Source organism: Novipirellula caenicola (genome assembly GCF_039545035.1).
In the GTDB taxonomy this organism is placed as follows: Bacteria; Planctomycetota; Planctomycetia; order Pirellulales; family Pirellulaceae; genus Novipirellula; species Novipirellula caenicola.
This window is the reverse complement of sequence record NZ_BAABRO010000001.1, coordinates 768,314-784,825: the sequence shown is the minus strand read 5'-3', so window position 1 is coordinate 784,825 and position 16,512 is coordinate 768,314. Positions and strand designations below refer to the sequence as shown.

Genomic DNA, 16,512 nt, shown 5'->3' with positions numbered 1-16,512 from the left:
AACTCCGAGCCTCGGGAAATGTCCCTAAAATTCAATCAATGCCGTGACGAAATGCACGATCAACACGTATAGCGTCGTCCATAGCACGGTCGACGTGATCGCACCGCTGACGTCATTGGCCGACTTCTTGGGGGCCAAACCCTGGTAATAGGCGATACAGGCGATGCCAAACCCGCAGATCAGATTCTTGGTCAATACCCACTGCCATCCACGCAGTAACGAGCCGTCGATTGCGGCAAGATTGCGATAAAAATTCTGTTGCCAAAAATAAGGGCCCTCGTTGGGATGCGTCGACAAAAACGTTACCAAGCTGATCAGCTTCGCCGCACTCAGCGACATCCATTCCAGCATCGGCGTTGCGATCACAAACGCGATCACAATCGGCAGCAGCAAATACGTTCGCGGCTTGACCCCAAGTGTCTGTAACGCATCAACTTGACCTCCGTACCGTTTCACACCGACATCGGCGGCGACAGCGGCGCCACAGCGTGCGGCGATCAAAATCGTTGCTAGTACCGGGACCAAGATGCGGTACAACGCAAAACCAATCGACGCCAGTAATTCGTCGATCAATAGCGGCTGGGTGTAGGCTTGAAAGGGTAAGAATTCAAACGTGAAATAGGTGCTGGTAAACCCAATGATCATCCCTGCCAAGATCAGATAGAACCAAGCCGACGGCCCGCCCACCAACCGCAAGTAGTGCAGTACAAACCGCATTCCCCAGCGAAAATGAGGGAAATAGGGACGCAGCTCGAACGGCAACGCCATTGCGGTCCAGATTGCCGATCCGGTCGCGGTAAAAAAATCGTCAACGCGTTGCCGAGCCAGCCTCGTGTAGCGTGACATTCGCGTTGCCGGATCGTCGTCGCTGGTGTTGTCGGCCAGTGCAACCGGCTGCATCCGCGTTGAGATTTGGTCCCATTGGTCTTGCTCGATTCGTATCAAGCGACTGGTTTGTGAATCGAGCAACAGCACTTCGTCGGCGATCGGCAGCAGCGTTAGATAATCATGCGTGACCACGATGCTGGTGGTACGGTGGATCGTTTGCGTGTGCCGAATCAATTCGGCTACTTTGCGTCCGCTGGCTGAATCAAGCCCGCTGGTTGGTTCGTCGTACAGCAAGACGTCCGGTGCGGCCGCTAGGGTGCGGGCGATCGCCAAACGTTGTTTCTGGCCACCGCTTAACGCTGAAACTGACGTGTGCGCGGGGACGCCAAGTTCATCGACCCAGTCGCGGGCCGATTGCGATGGCGGGGCCGAGGGATCGCTGCGGTGGTCGATGGCAAATTGGACATTCCCCGTCGGCGACAATTCGTCGAACAACGCAAATTGTTGAAACACGATGCCAACGCGGGTCAACAAGCCATTGCGGCGATTTTGCATCGGATCATCATGGCCGATCACGATGCTGCCCTGCCACGAAATCGCCTCGTCATCGCGACGCAGCAATCCAGCCAACGTTCGCAGCAAAACCGATTTCCCCGCACCGCTGGCCCCCACGATCACCGTGATTTTGCCTGCTGGAATCGTTAGCGAGGTATCGCGAATCAACACACGATCGGCGACTTGAATCTGCAGATCGATCAACCGCAGCGGCAACCCTTCGCCGGCTACCGCAGAGGCATCCCATTCTTTATCGAGACTCACTGGGCGTCCTTTTCCGCGAGATACACGATCGGATACGCCATCCATTGATCCGAAACCGGGATCACGCGATCGGCGGAATCGCCACGTCCGTCTTGTCTTGGCGATGCGATGATCCAGCGGCGATCTTTGCCAAAAATTTGATTTCGCAGAACCAGAGCGAATGCGGGATCGATCCCTTCGTCTTGAGTGCCAAAAAGCTCGTCGCCAATGTTGCGAAGCACCGGTTCCATTCGCCGCGACGCTAAATCGATCGCACGACGTGCTTCTTCGCTCTGCCACACATCCGACCAAACTTGACGCAGTCGTTGGTTCTCGACCAGGGTTTCCTGCAGGATGACTTTGACGAGCTGCTGTGCCTCGGGATCTTGCGCAATGTCACTGGCGACATCTGCCAACTCGCCACGGACGACCGGATTCGCCGCGGTTTCCACAAGGATTTTTTGGACTGTCGCAACGATTTCATCCATGTTTCGTTCCAGGACGGGGCCGACGTCCTTTTGCACAAACCGTTGCCATTCTTCATTGAGCAAATTCTGCTCAGGCAGGGGCGTGCGATCATAGACAGCACGCCATCCAAACCGCCACAGCGAAGCCCGCTCCCAAATCTGTTGCCCGATTTTTTCCGCCGTCGGACGTCCGTGTTCCTTGACGATCGGCATGATCTCTTCCCGCGCCAACGGGATCAAGCGTTCCCGGACGACTTCATCGTTCCATCGCTTTGCCAATGCGTCGATGTCACCGCGATGACGTGCGATCGACCGTTTCAATTCGGATTCAATCACCGGCAACGATTGTTGAATCGATTGCTGGACCAAAGGTTGGAAGGCCTGTGAAAATTCGTCTCCGTACAATCGTATTGCCTCGGCGAGCTGCTGACGAATTCGTTCTCGTTTTTGTTCGGGCAGCATCAATTTGGCAACATCCTCGAGCCGTCCATCGTTGTGATATTGGACCCATTGGACTTCGTCCGCGGCCAATCCGGAATCGTACCAAGCAATCGTAACGCTTGGTGGTTCGGTGCTGGGAAGCGAGGGATCAGGCGTGCGATCGACCACATGACCGACTTGCCGATAATCGCCTGTCGCATCCATTCGAAACACAGGATCGTATTGCCGCAATCGGCCCGAAAGGTCGATTGCGGTGATCCGAGTGGGACGGGTGCTCAGGAAACGAACAAGCGGAGTGCGATGCGAGTGGTCCGCGTCGGGATCGGTGGGCGAATCAACCCGCGCGATCGCCGCCATCGTCACCACCGACATGGCGATCCAAAACAATACCCCGGCGATGCGTTTGTGGGTTCGATTCACGAAGCTGAATAGTGCCTTTGAAAAGGAAGAAGACTGCTGATTTAGGAGCATTGACTACAGGCCGGAGGCCGATACACCCTCTGCCGGTGGCGTGAGCCACCGATCAGTGGAGGCGGGTAAACATAGCCCAGCGGGCGACACATTCTCGGTCATTGTGTCGGCCTCCGGCCTTACGTCGCCAGGTCGCCTCTAAACCGTTGGCTCACGCCAACGGCAAGTCATGTTTCGGCCTCCGGCCTATTCCCTCAGAATCCGGCATACTCTCGGCCTACTCAGGGCGCGCGAAACTCGTACACCCATCGACGCGTTTCTCTATTTTACCGATCCTCGGATTTGGGCAACATTCGGAAAAACCATTCGGGGGATCCATGACGCAGTTGGTCGACGATCACGGCCACGATAATGATGCCGCCGATGATGATGTGCGTGTACGTATTAGGGATTGACAATTGCGAACACCCGCTGCGGATCACCGTGATGATCAATGCGCCGACCAGCGTTCCAAAGATCGATCCTCGGCCCCCGCTAAGACTGCCGCCGCCGAGCACGACTGCGGCGATGATCTCGAGTTCTTTGCCACTGCCGTCACTGGGGTTGCCGTTTTTGACATCGGCAAAATAGAGCAGCCCGCCAATGGCGACGAAAAATCCTGACAACGTGTAGACCGCGACGACGGTCCATGGCACGTTGATCCCGCACAAGCGAGCCGTCGATTCGCTCGACCCGATCGCAAACACATTACGACCGAACACCGAAAACCGCATCAACAGGTCAACCAACACCGCCAACACCGCGGCAATGATCACGCTGGTCGAGATCGGTAATCCCGAGATCAAATAGTTCTCGCCATTGGATCCGGTGTAACACAGATACCGTAGCCAAACCGGGATGTTTTCTTTCGGGGCGTACACGGTCGATTCGGAAGCAATGATTTGGCCGACCCCCAAAAAGATCGTCATCGTCCCCAGCGTGACAATGAACGGAACCACTTTGGTCGCGCTGATCAAACCGCCGTTGAGGAACCCGCACAGCGCACCGGTAAACACCGTCGCGGCCAATGCGAGACACATGGTCCAAGCAAACCCTGGATCGCCAGCGGCAACCGAGGAATTTTTCAATAGCAGTGCCAATACGGTGCCACTGAGCGTCAATGCCGTGCCGGCGGACAAGTCGATGCCGCCTGCGATGATGATGATCGTCATTCCGAACGCAGGCACTGCGATCAGCGACGCCGAACTCATGATCACGCGAAAGTTACGTGCCGAGAAAAAATAGCCTTCGCTGAATGCGTAGTCGGCCAACGAGAAAAAGAGGACGATGATCAGCAGGGCGAACAGCGGACCGAGTTGTGAGCGGAATAACTTTTTTAGCATTGGCAGAAAATGTTCAGACGTTGGTGATTTGGGCGAGCGGCAATGGAGTCTAGATTGCGGCCACTTCGTGTGATTCCTCGCTGCTGATCGCAGCGGTCATGATTTCGTCTTCGGTCCAATCTTTGGCGTCGCGGGTTTCACGAAGCTCGCCTCGTGACATCACTCCGATGCGGTCACAAACCGACAGCAACTCAGGCAGATACGAACTGACAAAGACCACCGTTTTTCCGGCCGTCGCCAACTCACCCATCATACGATAAATCTCGGCTTTGGTGCCGACGTCGATTCCTTTGGTCGGTTCGTCGAGCAACAGGATGTCTGCCTTTTGGTGCAGTATCCTCGCGATCGCGACCTTTTGCTGGTTGCCGCCGGAAAGGTCCGACACCGGTTGGTTCCCTGAAACCGCTTTGACTTCGACGCGTTTCATCAGTTCCGCTGCCACCGTCGCACGTCGGCGGAGATTCAAGAATCCCCATTTCGTGTACGGCTTCAGCGATCCCAAGGTTGTGTTTTCGATGATCGATAAATCTTGGGCCAACCCTTCCCGTTTGCGGTCTTCCGAAAGCATCCCGAAACCCGCTTTCATCCGAGCGGGGATGGTGTCCTTGATTTTTTTCCCTGCGACGTAGACCGATCCGGCATCGATCACGTCCAACCCGAAGATGCTGCGTAGCAGTTCGGTGCGTCCCGAGCCGACCAATCCGGCCACGCCAAAGATCTCGCCTCGGCGAAGTGCCAGGTTGACGTGTTGTGGATACGGCGATCCCGTCAATTCACGCACATCGACCCAGGGTTCGCCGATCGTGTGCGGAACAACGGGATACAGATCCTCGACGTCGCGGCCGACCATCAGCGAGATGATTTGATCGTCGCTGATGTCAGCGATCATTCCCGATCCGACATTGTTACCGTCACGCAGCACCGAATAGCGGTCGGCGACCTCGCGGACCTCTTCGAGAAAGTGGCTGATGTAGACGATGCCGTAACCGGATTTCTTCAGCGTGTTGATGATCTCGAACAACCGAGCAACGTCCTTTTGTGGCAGCGAGCTCGTCGGTTCGTCGAACAGGATGATTCTGGCATCGCTGGCCAAGGCCCGTGCGATCTCGATCAATTGTTGCGTCGCAACCGATTGTTCGCCAACGATCGCCTTCGGATCTAATCCCGCCAATCCGACTGTCGCGAGCATCTTGGTCACCTTGTCACGCTGTGTCGAACGCAGCAGCAACCCGCCACCGCTCCCCTGGTGGCCGAGCAAGATGTTATCTTCGACACTCAGGTCGGGCGCGAGATTCAGTTCTTGATAGATCATCGCCACGCCGCGGGTGCGAGCGTCATGCGGACCGCTTGGGCAATACGGTTTGCCGTCGATCGACATGGTTCCCGAGTCGGCTAGATGAGCTCCGCTTAGCGTTTTTAACAACGTGCTTTTACCGGCGCCGTTTTCGCCGATCAACGCCAACACTTCACCGCCATACACCGACAAGGAGACATCGTTCAGCGCGATCGTGGGGCCAAAGCGTTTACTGATCTGTTGGATTTCGAGTAACGGCTCAGGCATCTACTGGACCATTTCAGGATTCAAGAGTTTTTTGATTTCCGGTTCGTCCATGTTTTCAGGCGTCGCCACGTATTCGCCCGTCGATTGAAACTCGGGAACCTCTTCGCCTTGCATGTTTTTGACCAGCGACATGATCGATTGGTAGCCCATTTCGATCGGGTCTTGCAACACGATCCCGCTGCAGGATCCGTCACGCAGTCCTTCGATCAACGCATCACTTGGGTCAAAGCCAATCAGTTTGACCTTCTTGTTCAATCCCGCATTGCGAAGCGATTCGAGCGTTCCGTTGGCGTTGGGTTCACAGACGGCGAAAATGCCGTTTAGGTCTTTGCCATGGATCTGCAGCAATTGGTCGACCTTTTCTTTGGATCCGGTCGCATTAGCGCCGGCAAATTCGTCCGACGAGACGACTTTGATGTTCGGGTACTTTTTGATCCCCTCTAAAAAGCCCTCTTCGCGTCGCTCGGTGCTTTCGCTGCCCGCCAAATAACGCAGCAGGATGACATTCCCCTTTTCACCGATGGCTTCGGCCATTTGGTCGGCAGCCAATTGGCCTCCTTTGAAATTATTGGTCGCAACGTAGCTAACGATTTCGGGACCTTCATCCAAACCGCTGTCAAAAATCACCACGGGGATCCCTTCGCCGATCGCTTCATCGACCGCATCCACCAAGCCGCCCTTTTGGTTCGGCGCCAACGCGATCCCGTCGACCTGCATGGTGATCATGTTTTTCACCACTTCGATTTGGCTACCGGTGTCATCTTCGACAACCGGGCCACGCCAAATGATCTCGATGTTGCCAATCTCGTCGGCCGCTCGTTTGGCACCGAGATGCACGGACTTCCAAAATTTGTGACTTGTCCCTTTGGGGATGACTGCGATTCGCAGCGTTTCTTTGCCGTCGCCTCCGGACGAATTTCCAGCCGTTTGCGTGTCGCTTCGTCCACAGCCGGCAATCAAAAGCAACATGATCGCGGCCAACGAGCCAAACCTGGGGAAAGCGAATCTTGGAAACGATGTCATCGAAATAGTCGTCCTTTGAATGAAGATGGAAACGAAAGGCATCCGCCGGAATAAACGCAATCGCTTCCCCCCATGGGGTTTACGATTGCCGAGTCGAGGCCCGCAGCGAGGCCGCAAGGGGGTTCCGCGGTCCTTTAAGGCATCGTCCGTTAAGATACATCAAACGACGCGAGTTCGCTCGCCCGTTTGGCAAATCCGGCGAGCAGAAGCGGATAGATTTTCGCTGGATGACGCGTTATTTTCGATTCGATTATTTTTCCCGCCACGATCACCGAGTTGGCAAACCACAGCCCGCCGTCGGTTCCCATGCACAGAATCTCGTCAGCTGCGGCAAAACGGGCAGGCGACAGCCGTTCTTTTTTCCAGCTCAGCGATTCGCACGCGGCCAATTCCTCAACCACCCTTTGAGTGACGCCGCCGAGGACTTGGTCGGGTTCCGGCGAGACAATCGTTTGGCCTTCGACGATCGCCAAATTAGCAATGCTGGTTTCGGTCACGCTGCCGTCATCGTCAACCAGCACGCCGATTACGTCCGGATTGGTCGCATGTGACGAGACATTTTCGATCGCAGATCGAGCCAGCCTGTCGGCATGATAGTAGTGCAGACGGTTGCGAACTTTGATCGATCGAGGCCACGAGGCGGCCGGCGGTTGGACGACGTCGGTGATCACCAACGATTGGCCAAGAGTTTGCCGTTGATGGTTCAGCGAATGATTCAGCCGGTTCAGATGCATCGCCAACGTGGGTTCGCCCGATCCCGCCACGCCAGGCGTGGCAAAGATCGTGATTCCGATGTCACGCTGCCCCGCGATTGCATCACGGTTTCTCATTAACAGTTCACGAAGGAGAGCGACCATCGTCGCTCGATCGGGCAGCGTATCGATTCCGAGGAAACTTGTGGTGGCATCAAACCGGTCCAAATGGTCCGGCAGTCGAAAAAGGTGTCCACCGTAGGTTCGCATTCGTTCAACGGCCGTCACGCCTTGGCGAAAGCCCACATCATGGATCGATAGTTTCAACGTGCGCGCACGAATCCAGTCGCCACAGAAATAGGCGATGCAGTCGTCCACGTCGAATGAATCCACGTTCGTGTTTTGAGCTGAAGTCACCAATCACCAAGTTGGAATGCGTGTGTGAAGCCGCGGGCTGATAAATCGATGGAGTTGCTTATTTGGCATTACGACATTTCTTGTGTCACCTCTCCCGGCGCAGCAGGGAGAGGTCGAACGGGCCCTTAGGCCTCGTTCGGGTGAGGACCGACCGCGCAAGCGAGCGTTGAGTGCCGTGGACTTGCTCGGTCGGCCCTCACCCGAGCATCGCTGAAGGCTCTGCTCGACCTCTCCCAAACTTCGTTTGGGAGAGGTGACCGGACTCGGTCGCTTCGCGATAAAGGCCATCCGTCTTGTGTCATTGTGGATGGCATTGGGCGCAAGCTGATAAATCGATGGAGTTGTGTATTTGACGTTACGACATTTCGTTTGTCACCTCTCCCGGCGCAGCAGGGAGAGGTCCAGCGGGCCCTTTAGGCCTCGTTCGGGGGAGGGCCGACCACGCAAGCGAGCGTTAAGTGCCGCGGAGTTGCTCGGTCGGCCCTCACCCGAGCAATCGCTGAAGGCTCTGCTCGACCTCTCCCAAACTTCATTCGGGAGAGGTAGCAGGACTCGGTCGCTTCGCGATAAAGACCAACCGTCTTGTGTCATTGTAGATGCATTGGGCGCAAGCTGAATAATCGATGGAGTTTTCTATTTGGCAATACGACATTTAGTTTGTCACCTCTCCCGGCGCAGCAGGGAGAGGTCGAACGGGCCCTTAGGCCTCGTTCGGGTGAGGGCCGACCGCGCACCCTAGCGCCGAGTGCCGTGGACTTGCTCGGTCGGCCCTCACCCGAGCATCGCTGAAGGCTCTGCTCGACCTCTCCCAAACTTCGTTTGAGAGAGGTGACAGGACTCGGTCGCTTCGCGATAAAGGCCAACTGTCTTGTGTCATTGTAGATGGCATTGGGCAGCGCGAGTCGCGGACTGATTAATCGATGGAGCTGTTTATTTGACATTACGACATTTCTTGTGTCACCTCTCCCAGCGCAGCAGGGAGAGGTCGAACGGGCCCTTCAGGCCTCGTTCGGGTGAGGGCCGACCGCGCAAGCGAGCGTTACGTGCCGTGGACTTGCTCGGTCGGCCCTCACCCGAGCAATCGCTGAAGGCTCTGCTCGACCTCTCCCAAACTTCGTTTGGGAGAGGTGACAGGACTTCGCCGCTTCGCGTTAAAGGCCATCCGTGTAGTGTCATTAGTGAATCAACCAAGCGTCCTCGACAAGCTGAGCCATCTCGCAGCCCGCACTGCAGGGGCGTTCGTAGTAATCCAACTCATCGTGTGTGTGTCCAATCCACGATGAACACTCGCGAGCTCGCAACCAAATGCGGCTGCCGTCGGTTCGCGGGGCAAACGATTGTAGACGTCCGAATCCGATCGCCATCGTGCCTCGAACCTTGTCGATTAACCAATAGCGTTTGAGCACCGAATCCTTCTGGTTGTACAGCAGCAACAGTTGATCGATGTTGCTTGTTGCCAATGCGTGATAGTCATTGGGAGCCAACCAATCCTTTTCGATCGCCGGGGCAACCAACCCGACATCGATGCGGGCGTTGACAATCGGCTCGCATGGCAACGAACGTCCGCCGAGCGATCCGCCGGCCAACGCATGCAGTGAACCGGTCACGACGCGGCCACCAAAACTGTAGCCGATCAAGGTCGACGGCACGCCACTGCGAAGATGCTGTTTCAGCAACCAAGCCAAGTACAGCCCTTGCGTGTCCGTGAACTTTGCTTTCTCACGAATATCGTGACTGATGAATTTTTCCTTCGCACTCGGCCAACTCCAAATTACCCAATCAACGGGCCCCGCCGAACGGCGGCAAGCGATCTCGCGATGAATTCGCAAACCGCGGCGAATCGCTTCACACGACGTGAATCGGTAACCATGCACGTACACCACGACCGGACGCTCTGGTAACAAGCCGCCAAGGTATTCGTCCATCGATGAGGGTGTTTGGCATCCGTTGGAGGACAGCCGAGAAACCGAGAACTGAGGTTGTTCGAAATCGGCGCAGCAAACCGAGCGAGAGATGCCGCGTGTACTGATCAGCCAAATACGATCCTGGGCAACGGATTCGTCGCTCGGGCAAGCACCCTCAACGTCTACAGGTAATACCGATTCACTGTGTGGCAACGTGACATCATCTAACACCGAATCATCCAGCACCGAATCATCCAGCACCGAATCATCCGACACCGAATGGATCACATCCACCGCGACTGCCTCAGCGGCATGCGAGCAAGGGGATGCCACCAACGAAGCGATGGTCAAACAAGAACAAAAGAATCGGAGGGTTTCTTGCATCTCGGTTTGAATTGGTTTTGGGGCGGTTCGCGCAGTGTGTTGACTTGGTGCAACAAATTGTTGCCGAAAAATAACGATGTTGCGTTTGCACATCACAAATAGCGTCCTACTTTTAACTGGTTCTCCGATCGAGAACTCCGAATACGCTCGCTATGCATGTGAAGGAAAAAGAAATGAATACTCGCTTTATGTCGGTTATCGCAGCGATGACGCTGCTTGTTGTCAGTTCGGGATGTGGAACGCTGCGACAATTTTGGTTTGGACGCGGCGCTCGATGCGGTTTATGTAATCGCGCCCAGTCGATTGTTCCAGGCAATCTCAGTGTGATGCCTCAGCCTGCGCCGTGCACTCAGACGCCATGGGTGCCCGTCGCTCCTCAACCGCAAGTCCCATTGGCCGTGGCACCCACGCCAGGGTGCGAATGCAACACGTATGCCGGTCCTGAGCTGGGATGTGGCTCGGAAGTTGCCGCGAAATGTCCCGCCTGTAATTCGGTCAGCAGTGGCTATGGATCGTCACTTGACCAGTACGGAAACGCAGTAAATGACCCCTATTTGCAAGGGGAAATTGTCGGCAGTTCCATCTACGACAATGGCACGATCTATGGAAACTCAGGCAACATCATCTCGGATGATTTTGACGCACGAGGCGACCGGATCATCAGCCGTGATCCGCTGCCACCGGGTGCCGTACCCGCTAACTAGGATGGCGATCCCATGTGGATTCGCACTGGTAAATCGAAAACGGTCCGTCCCGCGGACTACAATGAATAAAAAGTGAGCGACGATCGCAGAGGTGCCGGTGTCAAAGCCTGGTACTTCTGCGATCGTTTCGGTTATCCCTTTTTCAGCATTTTGATGAGATATGAATAAGAAACTTTCCTCCCCAAGCACCCCGCAATTAAGTCGCCGAAGTCTGTTGGGACAAGCGTTGCACCAGGTCGGGATTTGCAGCGTGGGGGGACTCGCTCTTTCACAACTCGCCTTGGCCGACGATCCGGTCCAACCCGAGTCGAGCGATGCGTCAGACGAACCGGATGCGGTTCCATCACGATTGACTTTTGATTCGCCGCAAATTCAACAGTGGCGGATTGGGATGGTGTTAACCACTCCGGTGATGTGTACCAATGTGATCGCAACGTTTCCGGTTCCAACCGAATGGCCCGAACAAAAGGTCACCGTGGTAAATCGAGTGATCGATCCGATCGTGCGTGCTTGGGAGGTTCGTGATCTGGCCAGCGGTGCGAAGCAAGTCGCGCTGCAGATTCCGCAGGTTCCCGCCGGCGCGAGAGTCGAAATGACGTTTGTATTCCAGATCGAACGTTCTCGGATTCTTCCTCCGACGCAAACCGATGATCTAGTCATCCCCCAGCGGCCCTCGCGAGAGCTTCGCAATTACCTTGGCAACAGTCCCAATATCGACGCCAGCAATTCCATCATCCGATCGGCGTCTCGAGAGTTGGCCGCACAAGAAGCCGAGAACGATTGGCAACGCGTCGAACAGATCTATGACTATGTGCGAGAAAAGGTCGAGTACGTCGAAGGTCCGCTGAAAAACGCCTCGGTCGCACTTCGCGATGGCAAGGGCGACTGCGAAGAAATGACCAGCCTAGTGGTGGCACTGTGCCGCAACGCTCGTGTTCCCGCGCGGATGGTATGGATCCCAGGCCACTGTTACCCCGAATTCTATCTCGAAGACGGTGATGGCAATGGTTTCTGGTTCCCCTGTCAAGCAGCCGGGACTCGCCAATTCGGTCGCATGGATGAATACCGCCCGGTCCTGCAAAAAGGCGACCGCTTCAAAGTGCCCGAGAAACGCCAACCCGTGCGTTACGTTGCCGAGTACTTCAAATGCGATCGCAAGGGCAAAGGCAATCCAGATCCAGGGTTCGTTCGCGAACAGATCGAAATCTAGTGCCCAGTGGGGTATCCGCAGCAGCGCGATCGGACTGCGTCGCGGCTACACCATTCGCATCGTTTTCCATTTGCCATGGACGAATCGCGCGGTCATGCAAACGGCCAACAACCATACCCACAGCGTGATCATCCACCACCACCAATGCAATTGGCCTTGGCTCGGTTCGTTGCCAACGCCAATGGCAAACGCCACGACGGACGACATCAAACCGGTGCCCAGCACGAACCAGGTGTCGCCGGCACCTCGCAAGGCGCCTGCCAGAATCAATTGGGTTGCGTCCATCACGACGTAAAACGCGACAAACTTCAACAGCCCTTTGGCAATCGAAATCGCCAGCGCCGAATCGGCCGTGGGCGTGTTGATCTCGTACAACTGCATCATCACGCCGGGAAAAATCAGGTAGGCGATGCACCACAGCAGCGAATACCCCCATCCGACTAACAAGGCTGCCAATACGCTTTTGGCGGCACGTCCAGGCCCGCTTTCAATCAAATGCCGGCCCACCAGCACCGATGCGGCGATCGACACACCAACCAATGGAATGAAGGCGACCATGTTAAAGTTGATTGCCATCGTCGTTGCCCGCAGAGGAATGTCGCCGAGTCGACCAATTCGCAACACAATCGCCGTGAATCCCCCTGCTTCGGTGACATACATCAACCCGGTGGGAAAGCCAAAAAAGAGCAGTTTGGTCAACAACGCGCCGCTGAACCCGATGCCGCTACGAACTTGGTATCGATTGTCGCGGTCGTAATAGAAGATCAGCAGCCCAAAGCAGATCGCTTTGAACCAAAATGCCATCGAACTGGCGATCGCCGCACCGGCAATCCCCATTTCAGGAATCGGTCCCGCTCCGAAAATCAACAACAAATCCAACACGACATTCAATAGCCCCGATAACAGACTGACCCACATGATCACGCGGGTCCGCTGGGTACCACTGAAAAATCCGCTCAGCGCGTTCTCGAGCACCGCACCAACGCCACCGAGCATCAACCATCGCAGGTACGTTGTTTCTGCCTGGATCAACTCGCTGGGTTGTTCGGTCAATCGGAACAGATCGTCTGCGTTGTAGGCGATCCAGGCAAAGAACGGGGTGGACAACAAGGTCAACCAAACGGATTGCCAAAGGAAGCGGCCGATCTTGTCCTCTTCGTCCGCTCCGACGTATTGGCTGATGATCGCACCGGTCATCGATGCGATCCCGATCGGTAAACAAATGCTAACCCAAAAGAAATTGCCGCCCGCCATCGATGCACTCATCGACGCGCCGTTGTACCACAACAATAGCGTGCGGTCGACAAACAACACCAGCGAAAAGGTGCCCGCGCTAACCATCAACGGCAACGCAATGACGAGCAGCTCGACAAAGATAAATCGAAACGATTGTTGCGAAGCGTCGAGGCGGTGTTCGTTCACGATGCGTTGCAGTCCATTGCTTGCGGATCAACTACGGCGTTAAAAACACCTGCAGGGTGCGGCAGCCATGGGCGCCTAGCACCAGCGATTGTTCGATGTCGGCCGTCTTGCTAGGCCCTGAGACAAACACGCCAAACGGTGATTTCGGAGTGCCAATTCGTGCATAACCTTCGTGCAGGTTATGAACCAGATCGCTGCGGGACACGACGATGGCTAAATATTGAGCGATGAATAACAACACACGGTGTGGCATCGTTGCCCCTTCGACCCAAATCGCACCGTTCTCGGCGACCGCGAACTCGCCTTTCGCGATCGTCCAATCGACGGATGCCAACGCATGCGGATCATCGATCGTGGCAACGTCCAAGCTTCCTGGAATCGCCTCAGGCACCAACGACACCACTCGTTTTGCATTGGCGTAAACCGGAATATCACTCAGGATTTGAGCGATTTGCTGAGCGTCATCGACCAAGTGGGCTTGGCCACCGACGGTGGAAAGAACCTCGATGAATTTTTCCACCGGATCGTCAAAGTGTACCATCCGGTCATGCTCGATCGTGGGCAATCCTGGGCCGATGACTTGTTTTCCAGTCAAACGGTCGAGCACGGCTTGGCGGCTGGTGGTCGTGGCAGGCGTTTTCTTAAGCATCGTTAACGTTTCCGGTTTTCTGCATACCAATGACGGAAGCTCTCACGCGGAGGTTCGGGCAATTCGCGTGCGATGGTCCAAGTATTGAGCCGATTATGAGTTGCCCAATGAGGCAGGATCTTGAGTGATTTTCGTCCCATCCAACCGGCCATCGAAAACAAGCGGGGGCTACGGAACAGGATCGAAGCCGCCTTCATGCTGATTCGTTTGGAATAGGGCAACAGATTCTCCCCGACCAATTCCTTGCGCCATGCCAACAATTGATGGTGCAGTGGAATTTTCACGGGACACACGTCGCTGCATGATCCGCACAAACTGCACGCATACGGCAGACTCTTGTATCGCGACGAATCTCGCGTCGGCGACAATACCGATCCGATCGGTCCCGGCACGGTGGCGCTGTAGCTGTGGCCACCGCTGCGGCGATAAACCGGGCACGTGTTCATGCAGGCACCACAGCGAATGCAATGCAATGCTTCACGAAACTCGTTGCTGTTTCGCAGCCGGCTGCGACCGTTGTCGACCAACACGATGTGCAGTTCGCTGTTGGGATCGCGAGGCCCATGGAAATGTGAGGTGTACGTCGTGATCGGTTGCCCGGTCGCACTGCGAGCCAACAAGCGGATGAACACCGACAAGTCTTGGAAACGGGGAACCAGTTTTTCGATCCCCATGCAAGCGATGTGCACGCGAGGAAGCGAGACACCAAGATCCGCATTGCCTTCGTTGGTGCAAACGACCAAGCCGCCGGTTTCCGCGATCGCAAAATTGACTCCGGTGATTCCCACTTCACCCGCTAGAAATTTGTCACGCAAATGTTGGCGTGCGGCTTCGGTTAGGTACTGCGGGTCCGACGCGCCTTCGTCGGTGCCGAGATGTTCATGAAACGTATCGCCGACTTCTTCTTTGCGGATATGAATCGCAGGCAACACGATGTGACTGGGCGTTTCTTTTCGCAGTTGGACGATCCGTTCGCCCAAATCGGTATCGACCACTTCGATACCATTGTCTTCGAGAAAGTGGTTCAGACCACACTCCTCGGTCAGCATCGATTTGCTTTTGACAATCCGCAGCGTCTCGTGATCACGCAGGATCTTGAGCACGATTTCGTTGTGTTCAGCGGCGTCGGCGGCCCAGTGTACCGTTGCCCCCAGCGCGGTGGCGTTGCGTTCAAACTCGACCAAATAGTCGCCAAGATTGGCGATCGTTTCAGTTTTGATTTGCGACGCGAGTGAACGCAGGTGTTCCCATTCCGGGACCGACCCGGCTTGCTTGTCTCGTTTGCTGCGGACAAACCACAATGCTTGGTCGTGCCAATGGAAACGTTCGGTGTCGGCGACAAACGGACGTGCCTTGGTCGGATGATCGACAATGGGAAGCGATTTCATAGTTTTAAATGCGAGGTTTTGTTACGCGTTGCCAACGTGTTTGGGATTGCGACCTGCCAAAATCTGAGCGACGTGCATCACTTCGATCGGCGCCGATTCGCGACGAATGATGCCTTGCAAATGCATCAAACAGCTCATGTCGGCCGAAGCCAAGACGCTGCTACCTGATGCGACGTGGTCGGCGACACGATCACGCCCCATCGCAGCGGACACGTCGGCTTCGTTGACGGCAAAGGTGCCGCCGAATCCACAGCATTCGTCCGTTCGCGTCGGCGAACACCACTGGATCCCATGAACTAGGTTCAGCACATTGCGAACTTTGTCTTCGCGAACCGTCATGTTTTCGCTGCAAGAACCGAGCCGCAATTCTCGCAACCCATGACAGCTTTGGTGGATCGACACCTTGTGTGGGAACTGCACGTCGAGCTCTTTGATCTGCAGTTCGTCGTGCAAAAATTCGCACAACTCAAACGTCCGGCTTTTGACGTGATTGAATTTTGGGTCGTCGTCCGCAAAGTACTCGTCGTAGTGATGACGGACCATCGCGGTACACGATCCCGACGGACAGACAATCGAATCGTAGGGACTGAACAATTCGACGAACCGCCGGGCTACCGGAGCACAATCGGCCGTGCAGCCGGTGTTGGCCATCGGTTGGCCACAACAGGTTTGACCATCGGGGTAGACAACATCCACCCCGAGACGCTCGAGCAGCTCGAGCGTTGCGATGGCGACATCGGGGTAAAATTGGTCGAGATAGCAGGGGATAAACAGAGCGACAGACATTCAACTTGCCACGAACGTGCGTTAGCCATCGAACCCGTTCGATGG

At 55.7% G+C, this 16,512-nt stretch carries 13 protein-coding genes and 1 pseudogene; 2 read left to right on the top strand and 12 right to left on the bottom strand.

All coding sequences use genetic code 11. The features are described from left to right. Positions 1–24 precede the first annotated feature (24 nt). From ABEA92_RS31340 to ABEA92_RS02700, 8 genes and pseudogenes are all read right to left on the bottom strand, one after another. The gene (locus ABEA92_RS31340; RefSeq protein ID WP_425572393.1) at positions 25–1,020 is read right to left on the bottom strand and encodes an MlaE family ABC transporter permease; all 996 of its coding nucleotides are present in this window, start codon (positions 1,018–1,020) and stop codon (positions 25–27) included. Between the two features lie 68 nt (positions 1,021–1,088). Beyond that, positions 1,089–1,692: pseudogene (locus ABEA92_RS31335) on the bottom strand (ATP-binding cassette domain-containing protein); the annotation flags it as partial. Then, positions 1,644–2,954: a hypothetical protein gene (locus ABEA92_RS02725; protein WP_345682255.1), complete on the bottom strand. Its 1,311-nt coding sequence runs from the start codon at positions 2,952–2,954 to the stop codon at positions 1,644–1,646. The gene ABEA92_RS02725 and the pseudogene ABEA92_RS31335, both read right to left, overlap by 49 nt. Positions 2,955–3,271: 317 nt before the next feature. Further along, positions 3,272–4,327, bottom strand: coding sequence for an ABC transporter permease (locus ABEA92_RS02720; RefSeq protein WP_345682254.1), 1,056 nt, complete (start codon positions 4,325–4,327; stop codon positions 3,272–3,274). Positions 4,328–4,376: 49 nt separating this feature from the next. After that, a complete protein-coding gene (locus tag ABEA92_RS02715) occupies positions 4,377–5,888 on the bottom strand; it encodes a sugar ABC transporter ATP-binding protein (protein WP_345682253.1) in 1,512 nt (503 codons plus the stop codon). Continuing rightward, the gene (locus ABEA92_RS02710) at positions 5,889–6,911 is read right to left on the bottom strand and encodes an ABC transporter substrate-binding protein (RefSeq protein ID WP_345682252.1); all 1,023 of its coding nucleotides are present in this window, start codon (positions 6,909–6,911) and stop codon (positions 5,889–5,891) included. A gap of 149 nt (positions 6,912–7,060) precedes the next feature. Then, entirely contained in the window at positions 7,061–7,996 is a 936-nt protein-coding gene (locus ABEA92_RS02705) for an aminotransferase class IV (RefSeq protein ID WP_345682251.1), read from the bottom strand. 1,199 nt (positions 7,997–9,195) lie between these two features. Further along, the gene (locus ABEA92_RS02700) at positions 9,196–10,308 is read right to left on the bottom strand and encodes an alpha/beta hydrolase (RefSeq protein WP_345682250.1); all 1,113 of its coding nucleotides are present in this window, start codon (positions 10,306–10,308) and stop codon (positions 9,196–9,198) included. A gap of 173 nt (positions 10,309–10,481) precedes the next feature. Here ABEA92_RS02700 and ABEA92_RS02695 point away from each other — a divergent pair, with 173 nt between their 5' ends. Together ABEA92_RS02695 and ABEA92_RS02690 are read left to right on the top strand one after the other, a co-directional pair. Then, complete coding sequence (locus ABEA92_RS02695; protein WP_345682249.1) at positions 10,482–11,012, top strand: hypothetical protein; 531 nt, start codon at positions 10,482–10,484, stop codon at positions 11,010–11,012. Positions 11,013–11,172: 160 nt separating this feature from the next. Next, positions 11,173–12,222 carry a transglutaminase-like domain-containing protein gene (locus ABEA92_RS02690; protein WP_345682248.1) on the top strand — a complete coding sequence of 350 codons (1,050 nt, stop codon included), beginning with the start codon at positions 11,173–11,175 and terminating at the stop codon, positions 12,220–12,222. A gap of 45 nt (positions 12,223–12,267) precedes the next feature. On the opposite strand, the gene ABEA92_RS02685 is transcribed toward ABEA92_RS02690, so the two are convergent. The 4 genes from ABEA92_RS02685 to ABEA92_RS02670 are packed head-to-tail and all read right to left on the bottom strand — an operon-like array spanning position 12,268 to position 16,467. Next, positions 12,268–13,644, bottom strand: coding sequence for an MATE family efflux transporter (locus ABEA92_RS02685; RefSeq protein ID WP_345682247.1), 1,377 nt, complete (start codon positions 13,642–13,644; stop codon positions 12,268–12,270). Positions 13,645–13,675: 31 nt separating this feature from the next. After that, positions 13,676–14,293 carry a LutC/YkgG family protein gene (locus ABEA92_RS02680; RefSeq protein ID WP_345682246.1) on the bottom strand — a complete coding sequence of 206 codons (618 nt, stop codon included), beginning with the start codon at positions 14,291–14,293 and terminating at the stop codon, positions 13,676–13,678. A gap of 2 nt (positions 14,294–14,295) precedes the next feature. Next, complete coding sequence (locus tag ABEA92_RS02675; RefSeq protein WP_345682245.1) at positions 14,296–15,681, bottom strand: lactate utilization protein B; 1,386 nt, start codon at positions 15,679–15,681, stop codon at positions 14,296–14,298. A gap of 21 nt (positions 15,682–15,702) precedes the next feature. Beyond that, positions 15,703–16,467 (bottom strand): (Fe-S)-binding protein, encoded by a 765-nt coding sequence (locus ABEA92_RS02670; RefSeq protein ID WP_345682244.1) that lies wholly within the window; start codon positions 16,465–16,467, stop codon positions 15,703–15,705. Positions 16,468–16,512 lie beyond the last annotated feature (45 nt).